The organism is uncultured Ralstonia sp. (genome assembly GCA_913056305.1).
In the GTDB taxonomy this organism is placed as follows: Bacteria; Pseudomonadota; Gammaproteobacteria; order Burkholderiales; family Burkholderiaceae; genus Ralstonia.
Window position 1 is genome coordinate 1 of the sequence record CAJXMR010000098.1, and the last position, 16117, is coordinate 16117.

General features: G+C 65.5%; 18 protein-coding genes and 1 pseudogene. 10 read left to right on the forward strand and 9 right to left on the reverse strand.

The genetic code is table 11. The annotated features are described in order from the left end of the window. Together QZ609_RS15575 and QZ609_RS15580 are read left to right on the forward strand one after the other, a co-directional pair. Positions 1-164 (forward strand): annotated as a pseudogene (locus tag QZ609_RS15575) (isocitrate/isopropylmalate family dehydrogenase); the annotation flags it as partial. A gap of 253 nt (positions 165-417) precedes the next feature. After that, the gene (locus tag QZ609_RS15580) at positions 418-915 is read left to right on the forward strand and encodes a hypothetical protein (protein ID WP_295496592.1); all 498 of its coding nucleotides are present in this window, start codon (positions 418-420) and stop codon (positions 913-915) included. A 522-nt stretch (positions 916-1437) separates the two neighbouring features. On the opposite strand, the gene QZ609_RS15585 is transcribed toward QZ609_RS15580, so the two are convergent. Next, positions 1438-1617, reverse strand: a complete 180-nt coding sequence (locus tag QZ609_RS15585) for a hypothetical protein (RefSeq protein ID WP_295496595.1) — start codon at positions 1615-1617, stop codon at positions 1438-1440. Between the two features lie 457 nt (positions 1618-2074). Here QZ609_RS15585 and QZ609_RS15590 point away from each other — a divergent pair, with 457 nt between their 5' ends. Next, positions 2075-2392 (forward strand): hypothetical protein, encoded by a 318-nt coding sequence (locus tag QZ609_RS15590; protein WP_295496598.1) that lies wholly within the window; start codon positions 2075-2077, stop codon positions 2390-2392. A gap of 117 nt (positions 2393-2509) precedes the next feature. Here QZ609_RS15590 and QZ609_RS15595 read toward each other — a convergent pair whose 3' ends face one another. The 5 genes from QZ609_RS15595 to QZ609_RS15615 form a co-directional block, all read right to left on the reverse strand. After that, positions 2510-2857: a copper-binding protein gene (locus QZ609_RS15595; protein WP_295496601.1), complete on the reverse strand. Its 348-nt coding sequence runs from the start codon at positions 2855-2857 to the stop codon at positions 2510-2512. Further along, positions 2854-6018 carry an efflux RND transporter permease subunit gene (locus QZ609_RS15600; protein WP_295496604.1) on the reverse strand — a complete coding sequence of 1055 codons (3165 nt, stop codon included), beginning with the start codon at positions 6016-6018 and terminating at the stop codon, positions 2854-2856. The genes QZ609_RS15595 and QZ609_RS15600 overlap by 4 nt, the downstream gene beginning before the upstream one ends. Continuing rightward, positions 6015-7571 (reverse strand): efflux RND transporter periplasmic adaptor subunit, encoded by a 1557-nt coding sequence (locus QZ609_RS15605; protein WP_295496607.1) that lies wholly within the window; start codon positions 7569-7571, stop codon positions 6015-6017. Before QZ609_RS15605 ends, QZ609_RS15600 begins: the two co-directional genes overlap by 4 nt. After that, complete coding sequence (locus tag QZ609_RS15610) at positions 7568-8872, reverse strand: TolC family protein (RefSeq protein WP_295496610.1); 1305 nt, start codon at positions 8870-8872, stop codon at positions 7568-7570. The genes QZ609_RS15605 and QZ609_RS15610 overlap by 4 nt, the downstream gene beginning before the upstream one ends. Positions 8873-8943: 71 nt before the next feature. Then, positions 8944-9372 (reverse strand): copper resistance protein, encoded by a 429-nt coding sequence (locus QZ609_RS15615; protein ID WP_295496613.1) that lies wholly within the window; start codon positions 9370-9372, stop codon positions 8944-8946. Between the two features lie 286 nt (positions 9373-9658). On the opposite strand from QZ609_RS15615, the gene cydP reads away from it, so the two are divergent. From cydP to QZ609_RS15640, 5 genes are read left to right on the forward strand one after another with little or no spacing between them, the layout of a single operon-like run. Beyond that, positions 9659-9838, forward strand: a complete 180-nt coding sequence (gene cydP / locus QZ609_RS15620) for a cytochrome oxidase putative small subunit CydP (RefSeq protein ID WP_295496616.1) — start codon at positions 9659-9661, stop codon at positions 9836-9838. Further along, positions 9835-11391, forward strand: coding sequence for a cytochrome ubiquinol oxidase subunit I (locus tag QZ609_RS15625; protein ID WP_295496619.1), 1557 nt, complete (start codon positions 9835-9837; stop codon positions 11389-11391). Before cydP ends, QZ609_RS15625 begins: the two co-directional genes overlap by 4 nt. A 10-nt stretch (positions 11392-11401) precedes the next feature. Beyond that, positions 11402-12544: a cytochrome d ubiquinol oxidase subunit II gene (gene cydB / locus QZ609_RS15630; protein WP_295496622.1), complete on the forward strand. Its 1143-nt coding sequence runs from the start codon at positions 11402-11404 to the stop codon at positions 12542-12544. A gap of 26 nt (positions 12545-12570) precedes the next feature. Then, positions 12571-12696 carry a cytochrome bd-I oxidase subunit CydX gene (cydX, locus tag QZ609_RS15635; RefSeq protein WP_295496625.1) on the forward strand — a complete coding sequence of 42 codons (126 nt, stop codon included), beginning with the start codon at positions 12571-12573 and terminating at the stop codon, positions 12694-12696. Next, entirely contained in the window at positions 12693-12965 is a 273-nt protein-coding gene (locus QZ609_RS15640) for a cyd operon YbgE family protein (protein ID WP_295496628.1), read from the forward strand. The genes cydX and QZ609_RS15640 overlap by 4 nt, the downstream gene beginning before the upstream one ends. A 4-nt stretch (positions 12966-12969) precedes the next feature. Here QZ609_RS15640 and QZ609_RS15645 read toward each other — a convergent pair whose 3' ends face one another. The 3 genes from QZ609_RS15645 to QZ609_RS15655 all read right to left on the reverse strand — a co-directional run bounded on the left by QZ609_RS15645 (position 12970) and on the right by QZ609_RS15655 (position 14512). After that, the gene (locus QZ609_RS15645; protein ID WP_295496631.1) at positions 12970-13599 is read right to left on the reverse strand and encodes a DUF4126 domain-containing protein; all 630 of its coding nucleotides are present in this window, start codon (positions 13597-13599) and stop codon (positions 12970-12972) included. 65 nt (positions 13600-13664) lie between these two features. Continuing rightward, the gene (locus tag QZ609_RS15650) at positions 13665-14138 is read right to left on the reverse strand and encodes a DUF2501 domain-containing protein (RefSeq protein WP_295496634.1); all 474 of its coding nucleotides are present in this window, start codon (positions 14136-14138) and stop codon (positions 13665-13667) included. Between the two features lie 170 nt (positions 14139-14308). Beyond that, entirely contained in the window at positions 14309-14512 is a 204-nt protein-coding gene (locus QZ609_RS15655; protein WP_295496637.1) for a cold-shock protein, read from the reverse strand. 578 nt (positions 14513-15090) lie between these two features. Here QZ609_RS15655 and clpS point away from each other — a divergent pair. Both clpS and QZ609_RS15665 read left to right on the forward strand, forming a co-directional pair. After that, entirely contained in the window at positions 15091-15417 is a 327-nt protein-coding gene (clpS, locus tag QZ609_RS15660) for an ATP-dependent Clp protease adapter ClpS (protein WP_011002382.1), read from the forward strand. Then, positions 15414-16117 (forward strand): Clp protease N-terminal domain-containing protein (locus tag QZ609_RS15665; RefSeq protein WP_295496650.1); only part of this gene is annotated, 704 nt, incomplete at its 3' end. The genes clpS and QZ609_RS15665, both read left to right, overlap by 4 nt.

Consider the following 16117-nt stretch of genomic DNA (forward strand, 5'->3'; position numbering starts at 1 on the left):
TGCTGCGTCACATGGGCTGGACGGAAGCCGCTGACCTGATCATCTCGTCGATCGAGAAGTCGATCCTGTCGAAGAAGGTCACGTATGACTTCGCCCGCCTGCTGGAAGGCGCGACGCAAGTGTCGTGCTCGGGCTTCGGTCAGGTGATGATCGACAACATGTAAGCACGTTGCGCGCGGCTTCGGCCGTGAGGCAAGGAAAAACCCCGGCAGCTTCGGCTGGCCGGGGTTTTTTTGTCTTATGTCGTCACAGGCAAGTTCACCCCCCTTGAGAGGGAGTTCGAACACCACACGCCCGCTTTTTAATATGCTGTAACACAGTCCGCTACACCTTGTCCGCCACGTCACTTCTTGTGGGGGGTAAGGAAAAACGGAGGCAGCCGCTAAGTACAACATTCAGTTTGTCCGGGAGGGGGAGATGGCCGACGTTGCTAGCGTAGTTTCTGGGGAGCCGGTGGTTAGTGTTGCGAACGCTAGACCAAGAACGATGCAGGTGGGCCAGTTGGTATGCGAACTGGCAGGAAATGGAGATGCGGTTGCACGCTACGCTGCTGCTAGGAAAATTGTTCTCAACTGGATTCAGAATCACCGCCGGCTAGGAGCCCTCTTGCCGTCGACGTCGCAAACCGTGCCTGAGTTTGCTGTTGAGGAGGACCTATTCGAACGGAGGCGTGAAGCGCTGAGCATCAAACCGATATCGCGCTCCGGCGGGGAAACGACATTCACCAAATACTCGTCGGCCTATGAGGTTCCTTGGGGCAGCAATGGAGAAAAGCGCACGCTTGAATGGCACTTGGAAAAAGGTGGTGGACGTGATGAGCGCTACTTCTTGCGCATCTACTTTTTCTGGGACGAAGAGTCCGAGCAGGTTGTTGTCGGGTGGATGCCCAGCCATTTGCCAAATTCGCTTACCTGATTGAGAGAGCAAGCGGACGCCGCAACAAAGAAACCGCAAACAACATCGTCTTCTGACATTGCTGGGCATTCGTTTCGTTCCTGACTTCGATGTCGACATGCACGGATCGTGGCTTCAGCCGTGACGCAAAAACCCCGGCAGCTTCGGCTAGCCAGGGTTTTTTGTATCAGGAACGAACCGGGCAGCGGAGACCTGCCACTCTCAAACGGTGGCACGCGAGCCTCCGACCATGGCGTGCGAAGGCCAAACCGTGAAGTGTGAGTGTCTGAGGCTGATGCATGACCCTCAAAGGGTGATGCTCTAGTGTTTGACACTGAAGCGCGAGCCTCAGAGGCTGGCTCGCCAGTCTTTGAGGCTGACGCGTGACCCTCAAAGGGTGGTGTTCGAGTGTTTAACACTGAAGCTCGACCCTCAGAGACTGACAGGCCCATAGGCAAAAGGCGGACGAGCCAGACAAGCCCCCGGCGCCGACGCTGCAACATCGGCACCAGTAGGCCCCATGCGCCTGGCCCGCTCATAAACTCAACGTTGTGGGTCTGGACGTTCCGGCGCATCCGCCGCGCGCGCGGCGCGCGCGTTTTCGGTGGCGTTCCGGCTGAACATCGCACGCAGGCATGCACGCGCGGACAGAACACCTTTCTGATATTCGCTAAGCGCGTCGCCAGCCGGGGAATCGGTGGATTTGGAGATCGAGCGGGTCATCGGGCTTTCCTTTCACATGATGAATGGAAGCGCGCCCAACCCTGAGGGAGAGGGTGGGCGAGCACAGGCAAGCTGGAAAACCGATAAGCAACAATCGGCGCGGCCGAAACCGCTCATGCCTGGCCCGCCCCAAGAGGGAGACGAAGCCAAGCCATAGTGATTGAGGACAAGCGCCTGTGCGCGGCGCTTGCCCGTTGCTTACGAGGTTTCCAGGCCTCGATCGCTTTCTCTATGGCACTGAAAGCGATGGCGTCGAGTGTAGTGACCGCTGCTTCGTCAGAGCAAGGGCATAACTATAAATCACAATCGGCCGATGTCCGGCGCCAATGTCCGCCCGGCGTGCCCTGGTGGATAAGTGACCTCTGGGGATTTTAGTGAGGGAGGATTTCATGAGTCGCCAGACTCTCCCGCAGAGCCCGGCCTACACTGAAAACGCACTCAGTACGGGAGAAACGTCATGCCCGAGGCCGACCCAAAGAGCACTTTTCGCGGGCTACCATTGACCCCAGAACAAGATGCTGAGATTCGTCACTACATCAAGCTCAAGACGCACCGCGGCGAGCCATGGGACACGCCCGAGTTGGATGCGATGCTGAAAGATATGCTGGAGCCTCCTCCCGGCGAGCAAGAAGAGTCGGACGCATTCGTCGATCAAGAGAGAGCCGAAATCGAGCGCGCCGCCTCCTCTATTGACGAGGCAATGGAGTCGATTGAAGCCAGCGAAGAACGGAACGCCGCGAAAGAGTCCGAGGCCATGAAAAGGCCGCAGCACTGAAGCTCGCCGGCCTGCGAACGTCACCCGCCGCTGGCGGGCCGGGGCGCACTGCCTCGGTCGTGAGGCAAAAAACCCCCGGCGGCTTCGGCTGGCCGGGGTTTTTTCTTGCTCGCTCGCTTACTGCCGACGCAGGTCGACCACCGTCGGCTGGCCATCCACCGCATCGAACGTCGCCATCACGGCATCGCCTTCCTTGAAGTTCTTCAGCGATGTCTTGTCCTTGACGGCAAAGGTCATCGTCATTGCGCCCATGCCGAGGTTGTCGATGGCGCCGTGCTTGAGCGTGACCTTGCCGGTGTCGGGGTAGACCTTGCGGACTTCCGCCGCGACAGGTTTGGGTGCTTGATGGGACTGATTGGCCTGAGCGGCCGGCTTCATGTCCATGCCTTCCATTGGGGTGGCAGCCAATGCCAGGGGCGAGGCGGCCAGCGCCAGGGTGAAAGCCAGAGCGGATGCGTACTTCATCGTGAGACCTCGTGTTGAACGTGGGGTTGGGAAGAGGGTGATACGCCGCGCCTGCGCAATAGCAGGTACACGGCGGGAACGACAAACAGCGAGAGCAGGGGCGCCGTCACCATGCCGCCGACCATCGGCGCGGCGATGCGCTGCATGACTTCAGAGCCGGTGCCGTGCGACCACATGATCGGGATCAGGCCGGCCAGGATCACGGCCACCGTCATGGCCTTCGGGCGCACGCGCAGCACGGCGCCTTCCTGGATGGCGTCGAGCAGGGCGTCGGTGCCGGTCTGGCCGCGTTCCTGCCGCTGATCCCAAGCCTGCTTGAGATAGAGCAGCATGATCACGCCGAACTCCGCCGCCACGCCCGCCAGCGCAATGAAGCCGACCACGCCCGCCACCGACAGGTTGTAGCCCAGCAAGTACAGCAGCCAGAACCCGCCGATCAGCGCCAGCGGCAGCGTGCCCATGATCAGCAGCGCCTCGTCGATGCGGCCGAACACGAGGTACAGCAGCACGAAGATGATCAGCAGCGTGAACGGCACCACCACCTGGAGCTTGGCGCTGGCGCGCTCCAGGTACTCGAACTGGCCGGACCAACTGAGCGCGTAGCCAGCCGGCATCGGGACCGCCTCGGCCACCGCCGTCTGCATGTCGTGCACCGCCGAGCGCAGGTCGCGCCCGCGAATGTCCACGTACACCCAGCCGGAGAGCCGCGCGTTCTCGCTGCGCAGCATCGGCGGCCCGGGCACGACGCGGATGTCGGCCACATCGGACAGCACGATCTGCGCGCCCCGGTCGGTCACGATGGGCAGGCGGCGCAGTTGCTCGACGGAATCCCTATAGTCGCGCGGATAGCGCAGGTTGATCGGGAAGCGCGCCAGCCCGTCCACCACTTCACCGACGTTGTCGCCGCCGATGGCCGAGGCCACGATGCCTTGCACGTCCTCGATGTTCAGGCCGTAGCGGCCAGCAGTCGTGCGGTTGATGTCGACGTCGATATAGCGCCCGCCGGAAAGCCGCTCCGCCAGCGCGGAGGTGACGCCGGGCACCGCCTTGACTGCCGCCTCGATCTGCGTGGTGAGCCGGTCGATCTGCTGCAGGTCCGCGCCGGCCACCTTGATGCCGACCGGGCTCTTGATGCCGGTGGCCAGCATGTCGATGCGGTTGCGGATGGGCGGCACCCAGATGTTGGACAGGCCCGGCACCTTGACCACGCGGTCCAGCTCGTCGACCAGCTTGTCGGGCGTCATGCCGGGCCGCCACTGGTCGCGCGGCTTGAACTGGATGGTGGTCTCGAACATCTCCAGGGGCGCGGGGTCGGTGGCGGTGTCGGCGCGGCCGGCCTTGCCGAACACGGTGGCAACCTCGGGCACGGTCTTGATCAGACGGTCGGTCTGTTGCAGTAACTGTGCCGCCTTCCCAGCCGACAACCCCGGCAGCGCCGACGGCATGTAGAGCAGATCGCCCTCATCCAGCGGCGGCATGAACTCGCCGCCGGTGCGCAGGATCGGCCAGGCGGTGGCCGCCAGCAGCACGAGGGCAATCGCCACCGTTGCCTTTGGGTACGCCAGCACGCGGGCCAGCACCGGCTGATACAGGCGGATCAGCCAGCGGCTGAGCGGGTTCGATTGCTCGCTCGGAATGCGCCCGCGAATCAGGTAGCCCATCAGCACCGGCACCAGCGTGACCGACAGCCCGGCCGCCGCCGCCATCGAATACGTCTTGGTAAACGCCAATGGCGAGAACAGCCGTCCCTCCTGCGCCTCCAGCGTGAACACCGGGATGAACGACAGGGTAATGATCAGCAGCGAGAAGAACAGCGCCGGCCCCACCTCCGCAGCCGCTTCGCCGATGACGCCCCAGCGCTCGTGCCCGGTCAGGTCACGCCCCGGATGCACCTCGTGCCAGCGCTCCAGATGCTTGTGCGCGTTCTCGATCATCACCACGGCTGCATCCACCATCGCGCCCACCGCAATGGCGATGCCGCCCAGCGACATGATGTTGGCGTTCACGCCCTGGTAGCGCATCACCAGGAACGCCGCCAGCACGCCCAGCGGCAGCGAGACGATCGCCACCAGCGCAGACCGCAGGTGGAACAGGAACACCACGCACACCAGCGCAACCACGATGAACTCCTCGATCAGCTTGTGCGTGAGGTTGTCCACCGCGCGGTGGATGAGCGCGGAGCGGTTGTAGACCTGTTCGATCTCCACGCCCGCCGGCAGGCTCTTCTGCAGCGTGGCGAGCTTGGTCTTGACGGCGTCGATGGTCTCCAGCGCGTTCTTGCCGGAGCGCATCACGATCACGCCGCCGGCCACCTCGCCCTGGCCGTCCAGCTCGGCAATGCCGCGCCGCAATTCGGGCCCGAGCTGGACGGTGGCGACGTCGCCCAGCCGCACGGCGATGCCGGCGTCGCTCGTCGCCAGCGGAATCTGCCGGAAATCGTCGAGCGTCTTCAGGTAGCCGCTGGCGCGCACCACGTACTCGGCCTCGCCCAGCTCCAGCACGGAGCCACCGGTTTCCTGGTTGGCGCCCTTGAGGGCAGCCAGCACCTTGGCCTGCGACAGGTTGAACGCGCGCAGCTTGTCCGGCTGCAGCACCACCTGGAACTGCTTGACCATGCCGCCTACCGACGCGACTTCCGCCACGTTGGGCAGCGCCTTCAGCTCGAAGCGCAGGAACCAGTCCTGCAGCGCGCGCAGTTGGGCCAGGTCGTGGTGGCCGGTCTTGTCGACCAACGCGTATTCATAGACCCAGCCCACGCCCGTTGCATCCGGCCCCAGCGCTGGCTTGGCCGCCGCCGGCAAGCGCGACTGCACCTGGTTCAGGTACTCCAGCACGCGCGAGCGCGCCCAGTACAGGTCGGTCCCGTCCTCGAACAGCACGTAGACGAAGGAATCCCCGAAGAACGAATAGCCGCGCACCGTCTTGGCGCCCGGCACCGACAGCATCGTGGTGGTGAGCGGGTAGGTGACCTGGTTCTCGACGATCTGCGGCGCCTGGCCGGGGAAGGGCGTGCGGATGATGACCTGCACGTCGGACAGGTCCGGCAACGCGTCGAGCGGCGTGCTGCGCACCGCCCACAACCCCCACGCCGTCAGCAGGGCGGTGGCCAGCAGCACCAGGAAGCGGTTGCGGATAGAAGCGAAGATCAGGCGCGCGATCATGGCTTGCCTCCTGCGCCGTCAGCGGCCGGTTCCACCGACGACAGGACTGCGAGGCCATCCTTGTCCAGATGGAAGCGGAAGCGCACGCGGTCACCGGGCTTCAGGCCTTTCGGCAGACCGGAGGGCGGCGCGGCAAAGTCCATCGTCATGGCACCCCATTGCAGCGACGCGATCGGCCCGTGTGAGAGCGTGAGCCCTTCGCTGGTCACGGCTTCGATCCGGCCGGTGCCTTCGTGCTCGGTGGTGGCGGCAGCGGGCGCCGAAGCTGCAGATGGCGCCGTCAGCCGCTCGGTGGTGCCGCGCAGGCTGGCCTCGGAATCGATCAGGAACTGGCCGGAGGTGACGACCTTCTGCCCGGCCTGCAAGCCCTGCAGCACCTCGATGCGGCCGTCGGCTTCGTGGCCGGTCTGGATCTCGGTGGGCACGAAGCCCGCCTTGCCGTCATCCACCATCACGACGCTGCGCTGGCCGGTGCGGATGACCGCCTCGGACGGGATCAGCAATGCCGCCTTCTCCTGCCCGCCGTCGAACCGCACGGTGGCGAACATGCCCGGCACGAGGCGCTTGCCCGGGTTGGGCAGCACGATGCGGACCTTGATCGTGCGCGTGGCCGCATTCACGTCGGGCAGGATGGCGTCAACCTTGCCCGCGGCCGGTTCCGTCAGCCCAGCGGCCGACACCTTGACCGGCGCACCGGGCGCGACCGACCGCATCTGCGCTTCCGGCACTTCCGCGATGACCCAGACCCGGCTGAGATCGGCCAGCCGGAACAGCGTCATGCCGGGCGTGACCGTCATGCCGTTGCGCACGGCGACTTCCGTGACGAAGCCATCGATCGGGCTGGTGATGGCCAGGCCCGGCTGCAGCTTGCCCGAAGCAGTGACGGCGCCAATCTGCCCCGGCGTCATGCCGGCCTGCAGCATGCGCGCCTTGGCCGCACCAGCCAGATCGGATTGACCATGCGCAGCCTGCCGCGAAGTTTGGGCAGATACCGCCAGATACTCCTCCTGCGCCGCCACCCACTCCGGCGAGTACAGCGACACCAGCGTCTGCCCGCGCTGCACCGGATCGAGCGTCGCACGCACCGACACCTGCTGCACGAACGCACTCGTACGCGCCTGGATGACCTGCACGCTGCGCTCGTCTATGGCCACGTTGCCCGGCGCCTCCAGCACGGTGCCCAGGTGGCCCGGCTGGACTTCAGCAGTGCGGATGCCAAGGTTCTGCGCGACGCGGCCGTCGATGGCAACGCCGCTGCCGGCCCCATCGTCCCCCTTGCCGTCCGCGTAGACAGGCACGAGCTGCATATCCATGAAGGGCGATTTGCCGGGCTTGTCAAAGCGCTGGCCGGGCACCATCGGGTCATGCCAGTACAGCACCTTCTTGCCGGTTTGCGGGGCGCCGTCACCGGCTTGCGGGCCGGCCGCGCTCGACATGGAAGTCGCGGCTTGAGCGGGCTGCGTGCCGCGCGACAGGCCGATACGATAGCCGCCATAGGCCGCCGCGCCGATCAACAGTGCGCCTGCCACCGTGGCGATGAGGGTCTTGTTCATTGCATGCTCCCGGTAGCGGGTTCGGTTTGCGCGGTAGGCAGCGGCACCAGGAAGGCGAGGTCGGCCCAGAGCTTGGCGGTTTTCGCTTCCAGCGCCAGACGTTCCTGCACGGAGTCGATGGCGCGGTGGTTGGCCTCGGCCACGGCGGAGAGCGAGCCCGCGTTGGCGCGATACGCCGTCAGGGCCGCATCTGCCTGTGCGTTCGCCAGCGGCAGCGTCGTCTCGTCATAGCGCTTGAGGCGGTCCAGATTGCGCCGCAGCTCGGCCAGCCGGGTCGCGACCAGGGCCTGCGTGTTGCGCCGCAGGACTTCCGATTTGGCACGCGCTTCCTGTGCCTGGGCCAGCTTGGCCGCCACCTCGCGGTCTTGCCGGTGGCCCTGGTCCCACGGCACCGGGAAGCTGATGTTCAGCGAACCCATGTTCGAATACGCGGAGCCGCGCTGGCTGTACGTCAACTCGACCGTCACGTCCGGCTTCTTGGCTTGCGCTGCCGCGCGGATTTCCGTTTCGGCCAGCGCCACGTCGCGTTGGGCAGCGGCCACTTCGGGCACGGCGTCGAATGCATCGGTCGCAAGACGCTGCGTGGACGCGGGCACCTCCAGCGGTGGACGATCGCCCAGCGGACGGCGTGCGGCTGGGCCGATCCAGCGCTCCAGGTTCACCGTCGCCATCTCGATCGCGGTGCGGTTCTCGTCCTGGCGGTCGTGCAGTTTCTGGACTTCCAGATCGGCGGCCAGCACGTCGGCGCGCGTGCCGCGTCCGCTCCGATACGCGGCCATCGCCGCCTGGCGCGCCAAGTCGAGCGGATGCCCGTGATGGCCGAGCAGGACGTCGGTCTGCTCCGCATACCAGCGGTCGAGCCACGCGGCGACGGCGTTGCGCTGCACGTCGGCCAAGCCAACGTTGCGCCGCGCCTCGGCCGCATCGGCTTCAGCGGCGTAGCGGTCCGCCTTGGCGCGGCGCTTGTTGGCGCGCGTGAACTCCTGCATCACGCTGATGGACCGCTGGGTCATGGAATCCCGCGTGAGGGAGAACTGGTCGGATTTGTTGAGCGGGACATTGTCGAGACCGAGCTTGAGCACCGGGTCGGGCAACTGGCCCGCCGCGACGGCCATCTCGTTGGCCGCCTGGATGGGCGCGCGGGATGTTTCCGCATCGGCAGAGCGGGCCGACGCAAGGCCGACGGCTTCTTGCAGCGAGAGCGTGTCGGCAGGCTGGCCGTACGCCAATCGACTGCCGACGATCAGGACGGCGGCGAGCGCAAGCCAGCGCCCACCGCGTGGGGAACAACGCAAAGACATAGAACCTCCGGATGGCAACGATCACCCCGCCGCGCAGGCGGCAGGGCATGAGGCGTGCGTTGCTTCGGAGGCTAAGTTCGGAAACAGCAGTGGAGGATGGCGTGCGGCGGGGGCGGCGCCCGCGCGATCGCCTCGCCTTGCGCCAGGGAGAGCGGCACCAGCGTGGCAATCGGCGTCGGCTCGATCTGCCCGAGTAGGACGGGCAGGAAGGCCGGGATTTGCGGCGAGACATGGTCCGCTGTCTTGGTGCCGGCCTGGCAATGTTCCAGGCACAGGCCGTCGTGCTGGCCCGCGTCCTGCGGCGCGCGCTTCGCCATCTCGGGGCACGACTCGGCCATATCGGCCATGTCCGCCATGCCCTCCATCGCGCCCATGTCCATCGCCGGCGTGACGGCGAACCGGCCGCCGGCGCAGGCGTAGGCCGCCGCTGCCAGTTGCACGGTCAGGAACGTCAGGACAAGGAAGCCAGCTAGCCAAAGCCGGCGCGGAGAGCGGCGCACGTGGGGTCTCGGTGGTGGCGCGATGGTAGCAGTCTTAGTGCGATGCGCGTGAGTCTTGACCTTCCCCCTTGGGAAGGTCAAGCGTTGTCGCGCCGCGATACCTCACGGTTCGATGTCAGGGTTGGAGGCTGTGTCGTGACTAAGCCCCCAATGCCTCACAAATCCCCTCAGGAAACCTTTGTCACCCACCCCAACGCTGACTAGACTGGCTCACATGTGACTTTCTGTACCATCGGCAGGAAGCCCCGCCGATGGCACTGGCGCGCCCCCGCACCCGTCCGACCCCGTGAGCCCCAACGATCGCCGACTCGTCCGCCATCTGCTCGTCATCGTCACCCTCAAGGTGGCGGTGCTGGCTGCGCTGTGGTGGGTGTTCGTGCGGGACCACCGGGTGCCGGTCGATGCCGAGCGGGCCGCTGATCGGTTTGGCGTGACACCACCAGCGCAGCAGGGAGGGCATCCGTGATATCCGAGCACTTGGTCGATCTATCCAGGCTGCAATTCGCGGCGACGGCGTTGTACCACTTCCTGTTCGTGCCGCTCACGCTGGGCATGGTCTGGCTGCTGGTGATCATGGAGAGCGTCTACGTGATGACCAACAAGGTCATCTGGAAGGACATGACGCGCTTCTGGGGCAAGCTGTTCGGCATCAACTTCGCGCTGGGCGTGACCACCGGCATCACGCTCGAATTCCAGTTCGGCACCAACTGGGCGTACTACTCGCACTATGTGGGCGACATCTTCGGGGCGCCGCTGGCCATCGAGGGGTTGATGGCGTTCTTCCTGGAATCGACCTTCATCGGCCTGTTCTTCTTCGGGTGGGATCGGCTCTCCAAGACGCAGCACCTGCTGGTGACGACGCTCATGGCGGTGGGCACCAACCTCTCCGCGCTGTGGATCCTGATCGCCAATGGCTGGATGCAGAACCCGGTGGGCGCCGAGTTCAACTGGCAGACCATGCGCATGGAGATGCAGGACTTCTGGGCCGTGGTCTTCAACCCCGTGGCGCAGGCCAAGTTCGTGCACACGGTGTCGGCGGGCTACGTGACGGGCGCGATGTTCATGCTGTCGATCTCGAGCTGGTATCTGCTGCGCGGGCGCGACGTGGAGTTTGCGCGGCGCAGCTTCCGCGTGGCGGCGGCGTTTGGCCTGGCCAGCGTGTGCTCGGTGATCGTGCTCGGCGATGAATCCGGCTACACCGTCGGCGAAGCGCAGGAAACCAAGATGGCCGCCATCGAGGCCATGTGGGAGACCGAGCCCGCGCCGGCCAGCTTCAACATGATCGCGTCGATCAACCAGCGCGCACAGAAGAACGACTGGGCGATCGAGATCCCGTGGGTGATGGGCCTGATCGGCACGCGCTCCGTCACCAAGCAGATCCCGGGCATCCGCGACATCAAGACGCGCAACCGCGGCCGTATCGTGAGCGGCATCGAGGCGGTGGCGGCGCTGGAGACGCTGCGCCAGCATCCCGATGACGCGGCGGCGCGTCAGATGCTGCAGGCCCATCAGCAAGACATGGGCTTCGGCCTGCTGCTCAAGAAGTACATCGCCGACGTGCGGCAAGCCACGCCCGAGATCATCGACCGCGCCGTCGATGACACCGTGCCGCGCGTGTGGCCGATGTTCTGGGGCTTCCGGCTGATGGTTGGCCTGGGCTTCCTGATGCTGGCGCTGTTCGGGTTGTCGTTCTGGACCACGCTGCGGCCGCAGCGCAAGGCGCCGGCGTGGCTGCTGCGCTGGGCGCTGTGGATGCTGCCCGCGCCGTGGCTTGCGGCGGAACTCGGCTGGGTCGTGGCGGAATACGGCCGCCAGCCGTGGACGATCTACGGCGTGCTGCCCACGCACCTGAGCGTGTCGACGCTGAGCGAGGCCAGCCTCTACGGATCGCTGGCGGGCTTCGTGGGCTTCTACACGCTGCTGCTGATCGTCGAGATGTATTTGATGATCAAGTTCGCGCGCCAGGGCCCCGGCAGTCTCGGCACCGGTCGCTACCAGTTCGAACCGGTCCACGCCTGAGGAGGACGACATGCTCGACTACCCAACCCTCAAGGTGATCTGGTGGGTGCTGATCGGTGTGCTGCTGATCGGCTTCGCCATCATGGACGGGCACGACATGGGCGTCGGCACGCTGCTGCCCTTCGTCGGCAAGACCGACGACGAGCGCCGCGTCATCATCAACACCGTCGGCCCGCACTGGGACGGCAACCAGGTCTGGTTCATCACCGGCGGCGGGGCGATCTTCGCGGCGTGGCCGCTGGTCTATGCCACCGCCTTCAGCGGCTTCTACTGGGCGATGCTGGCCGTGCTGTGGGCGCTGTTCTTCCGGCCGGTCGGGTTTGACTACCGCAGCAAGCTCCACAACGCGACGTGGCGCCGCGCGTGGGACATCGGCCTGTTCGTGGGCGGTGCGGTGCCGCCGCTGATCTTCGGGGTGGCGTTCGGCAACCTGCTGCAGGGCGTGCCGTTCCACTTCGACAACTTCATGGTGGTCACGTACACGGGCACGTTCTGGCAACTGCTGAACCCGTTCGCGCTGCTGACCGGCGTGGTGTCGAGCGCGATGATCACCATGCACGGCGGCATCTACCTCGCGCACCGGACCGAGGGCGTGATCCAGCAGCGCGCCACCAAGGCGGCCACCGGTGCCGCCATCGTGGCCGTGGTCGCCTTCGTGGCGGCGGGCGCATGGCTGCGCTGGGGCGGCATCGAAGGGTATGCGATCAGTTCGGCCATCAACCCAGCCGGGCTCTCCAACCCGATGGCGAAGACCGTCGTGCGCGCCGCCGATGCGTGGTGGCGCAACTACCAGGTGCAGCCGCTGCTGTGGCTGCTGCCGCTGGTGGGCGTGGCGGGGGCGTTGCTGGCGGTGGTGCTCGCGCGGGCAGGGCGCACGTTGGTGGCATTCGTGGCTTCGGCGCTGGCGCTGGCCGGCATCATCACCACAGCGGGCGCGTCGATGTTCCCATTCGTGCTGCCGTCGTCCAGCACGCCGGCGGCCAGCCTGACCGTGTGGGACAGCGTCTCCAGCCACTTCACGCTCGGCCTGATGTTCTGGGTCGCGCTCATCTTCACGCCCATCATCGTGCTCTACACGGGCTGGGCCTACCGGGTGATGCGCGGCAAGGTGACGGTCGAACACATCCACGCCAACGAGCATTCCGCGTACTGACGTACCAAGCCAAGGAGGGCATCACCATGTGGTACTTCAGCTGGGTCCTGGGCGTCGGCTTTGCCGTGCTGCTGGCCGTGCTCAACGCGATGTGGGGCGAGGTGAGCGATGCACGCGCCGCCGGCGCCCTCAAAGACGAGGACCACGCGTGAGCGCATCCAACGCACCGCGCATCCATCCGGCCAGCTTGGCCGCCGGGCTCGTCGTCATGGCGGTCGGCACGGTCTATCCGTACGTCGTGACCAATGCGGCCGGTCATGCTGATCACGGCCTCGCCATGCTGCTGTTCTGGGCGATGAGCGCGGGGCTGGTGCGCGGCGTGGGGTTCATTCCGCACCACCGGGTGTGGCGGGTGGTGTTCTCGGGCGGGTCGTGCGCGCTGGCCCTGACGCTGTTCGGGTTGCTGCGCATCTTCGGTTAGGGCGCTAATGCGGCAGGTGGGTTGATCCCGGCGGGGGCGGCTCACGCGCTGCGGCTGAGCGACCGGTCACCGCATTGCGCAGGCGCCGCACGCCACGCCACAGCCTGGGCAACAACCACACGGCCACCACCAGCAAGACCGCCAGCACCACCAGGAACGCGATCGGCAGGAAGAACGCCATCAGCAGCCCGCCGCTGGCGGCGATGTCTTCGCTGAACGAGGCCACCCAGTTCGAGAACGGCTCCGGCGACACGTTGATCAGCGCACGCGTGCCTGCCTTGGTGGCATGCGCCGTGCCCGCCAGCGTGCCGCCGATCAATCCGGCCGCCACCATCCACTGCGGATCGAGTTGCCCGAACGCGGCCGCCGCCAGGATCGCCCCGGCGGGAATGCGGATGAAGGTCTGGATGCCGTCCCAGATGGAATCGAAGCCCGGGATCTTGTCGGCCAGGAATTCGGCGACGGCCAGCACCCCGGCCAGCCCGATCACCCACCAAGACTCCAGCATGTGCAGCCCGGGCGGCAGGTGCAGCCAGCCGGACCGGCCCAGCACGCCGGCGGCAAACACCGCCAGGTAGAGACGGAATCCGCTGGTCCAGGACAGGCCCGCAGCCAGCGCGGCGGTTTCCAGCATGGCGCTCCTCGCAGTTCAGGGCAGGGGGATCAGGCCAGTGTAGACCTTGTCTGCCTGGGTGCGCGCTACAGCAGCGATTTCCCCTGCGACAGGATCTTGTCGCAGACTTGTTTGGTGATCTGCTTCTTGAGGCCGTCGCCACTCAGATCGAACTGGCTGCCGTCGGACCCGCTCAGAATGCCCTTCGTGCCGTCGGCGTAACCGACGTCGGAAGCGGGTTGGCCCCCGAGCTGGCCCAGCAGTTTGTCCTTGATCGATGTCGCACCGCTGGCGCCGCCCAGGTAGTTGTTCTTGACGCAGAACTCCAGCACCCCGGCCACGTTGCCAGTACTGCCGGACGTGAGCGATGACAGCGACGGCATACCGGCTCCACCGGCGATCCCACCCAGATTGCCGAGCCCGCCGAGGCCGCTGGTGGCGCCTTGGCTGCTGCCCTGCGTGGCGCTTTTGATCAGGTCACCGAGTTGGGCGTGGGCGGCGGCCGGCAGCAGCGTGGCAAGCAGGATGGAGGCGGCGGTCAGGGTCAGGCGGCAGTTCATGTGGGACTCCTTGGGGGGGGGCGGTAGGGCTTGATCGCGCGAAACGTCGTGTTGCGCGAATGGCAGCGTCGCTCCATTGTCGTCCGCCCAGGCAACAAAAAACCCGGCATGTCGCCGGGTTTTTGCAATTCAGGCCCCCTCGCAAAGGGCAGGGTGCCGCATGACGCGACTCAGGCTGCCTGGATGTTGGTGGCCTGCTTGCCCTTCGGGCCTTGCGTCACTTCGAACGAGACGCGCTGGCCTTCCTTGAGCGTCTTGAAGCCAGCCATCTGGATGGCCGAGAAATGCGCGAACAGCTCTTCACCGCCCTCGTCCGGCGAGATGAAGCCGAAACCCTTTGCGTCGTTGAACCACTTGACCGTACCGATTGCCATAAAAACCCCTCTCTCTGGAAACACAAATCTGAGCGGGGATGCGATGCCGGTCGGGCAAAAGCAGAGCGATACCGCAGCTATCGCCCTACCATCGCGCGCAATGCACGACGAAAAGCGCGGTCCTGGAACCGCGCCGTCAGCGATCGGTCTTCTTGTGGCGGATGCCACAGCCTGAAGCGGTTGTCGATCTGTAGTCGACTGGTGTGAGGCCTCCCCGGCTCACCATTCATGCGGCCCGCTGCCACGTCGTTTGCGGGGCAGTAAGGCGCACATGCTGAATTCGATTGTTCGAGGAATGCAACAGCCTGTCAAGGCTACCGAAGCTGGGTTTGTGGCAAAAAACGGTCAGTTTTGAAGAGCTTTCACTCGAATTTTGCCCGGGCAACCCCATCTCAGAAAAACCGCGCCCCGGCCATGCCGACCAGCCTGCCGGCCAGCAGTCCGACCTAGAGCGTGCAATTGCATCGGTTCACAGGCGCGGGCCGACGGACACGTGCAAAGCCAAACCGTTTGCAGGACTTGAAGTCGGCGTTAATTCCCCAAATTGCGAACTCGAAAGGAGTGGTTAGAATAAGACCATGGCAATCCGGCAAGCGACCACTCCACAACACGACGCGGGCACCGTACTGGAGCGGAAAGAGCAAGCGCTCAAACCGCCCGCGATGTACAAGGTGCTGCTGCTCAACGACGACTACACCCCGATGGAATTCGTCGTAATGATCCTTCAGCAATATTTCAGCAAAGACCGGGAGACAGCCACGCAGATCATGCTGACTGTGCATCGGGAAGGGCGGGGCGTGTGCGGTATCTACACCCGGGATATCGCCGCGACGAAGGTGGAATTGGTATCAACCCATGCACGGCAGGCGGGCCACCCGCTGCAGTGCGTGATGGAGGAAGCATGATCGCGCAAGAACTGGAAGTGAGCCTGCACATGGCGTTTGTTGAAGCCCGCCAGGCCCGCCACGAATTCATTACGGTGGAGCACCTGCTGCTTGCGCTGCTGGACAACCCGACGGCGGCGGAGGTGCTGCGCGCCTGCGCGGCCAACATCGAAGACCTCCGCACGCACCTGAAGAACTTCATCGCCGACAACACCCCGGTGGTGCCGGGCACGGATGAGGTCGACACGCAGCCGACGCTGGGCTTCCAGCGCGTGATTCAGCGCGCCATCATGCACGTGCAGTCCACCTCCAACGGCAAGAAGGAGGTGACGGGCGCCAACGTGCTGGTCGCCATCTTCGGCGAGAAGGATTCCCACGCGGTCTACTACCTCCAGCAACAGGGCGTGACCCGGCTGGATGTTGTCAACTTCATCAGCCACGGCATCCGCAAGGACCAGGCCGAGCCCGCCAAGCACGGCGACGGCAACCCGGAAGGCGAAGCCGGCGACGGCAAGGAAAGCCCGCTGGAGCAATTCACCCAGAACCTGAATGGTCTTGCCAAGGCAGGCAAGATCGATCCGCTGATCGGCCGCGAGCAGGAAGTCGAGCGCGTGGTGCAGGTGCTGTGCCGCCGCCGCAAGAACAACCCGCTGCTGGTGGGCGAGGCCGGCGTCGGCAAGACCGCCATCGCCGAGGGCCTGGCCTGGCGCATCACCAAGGG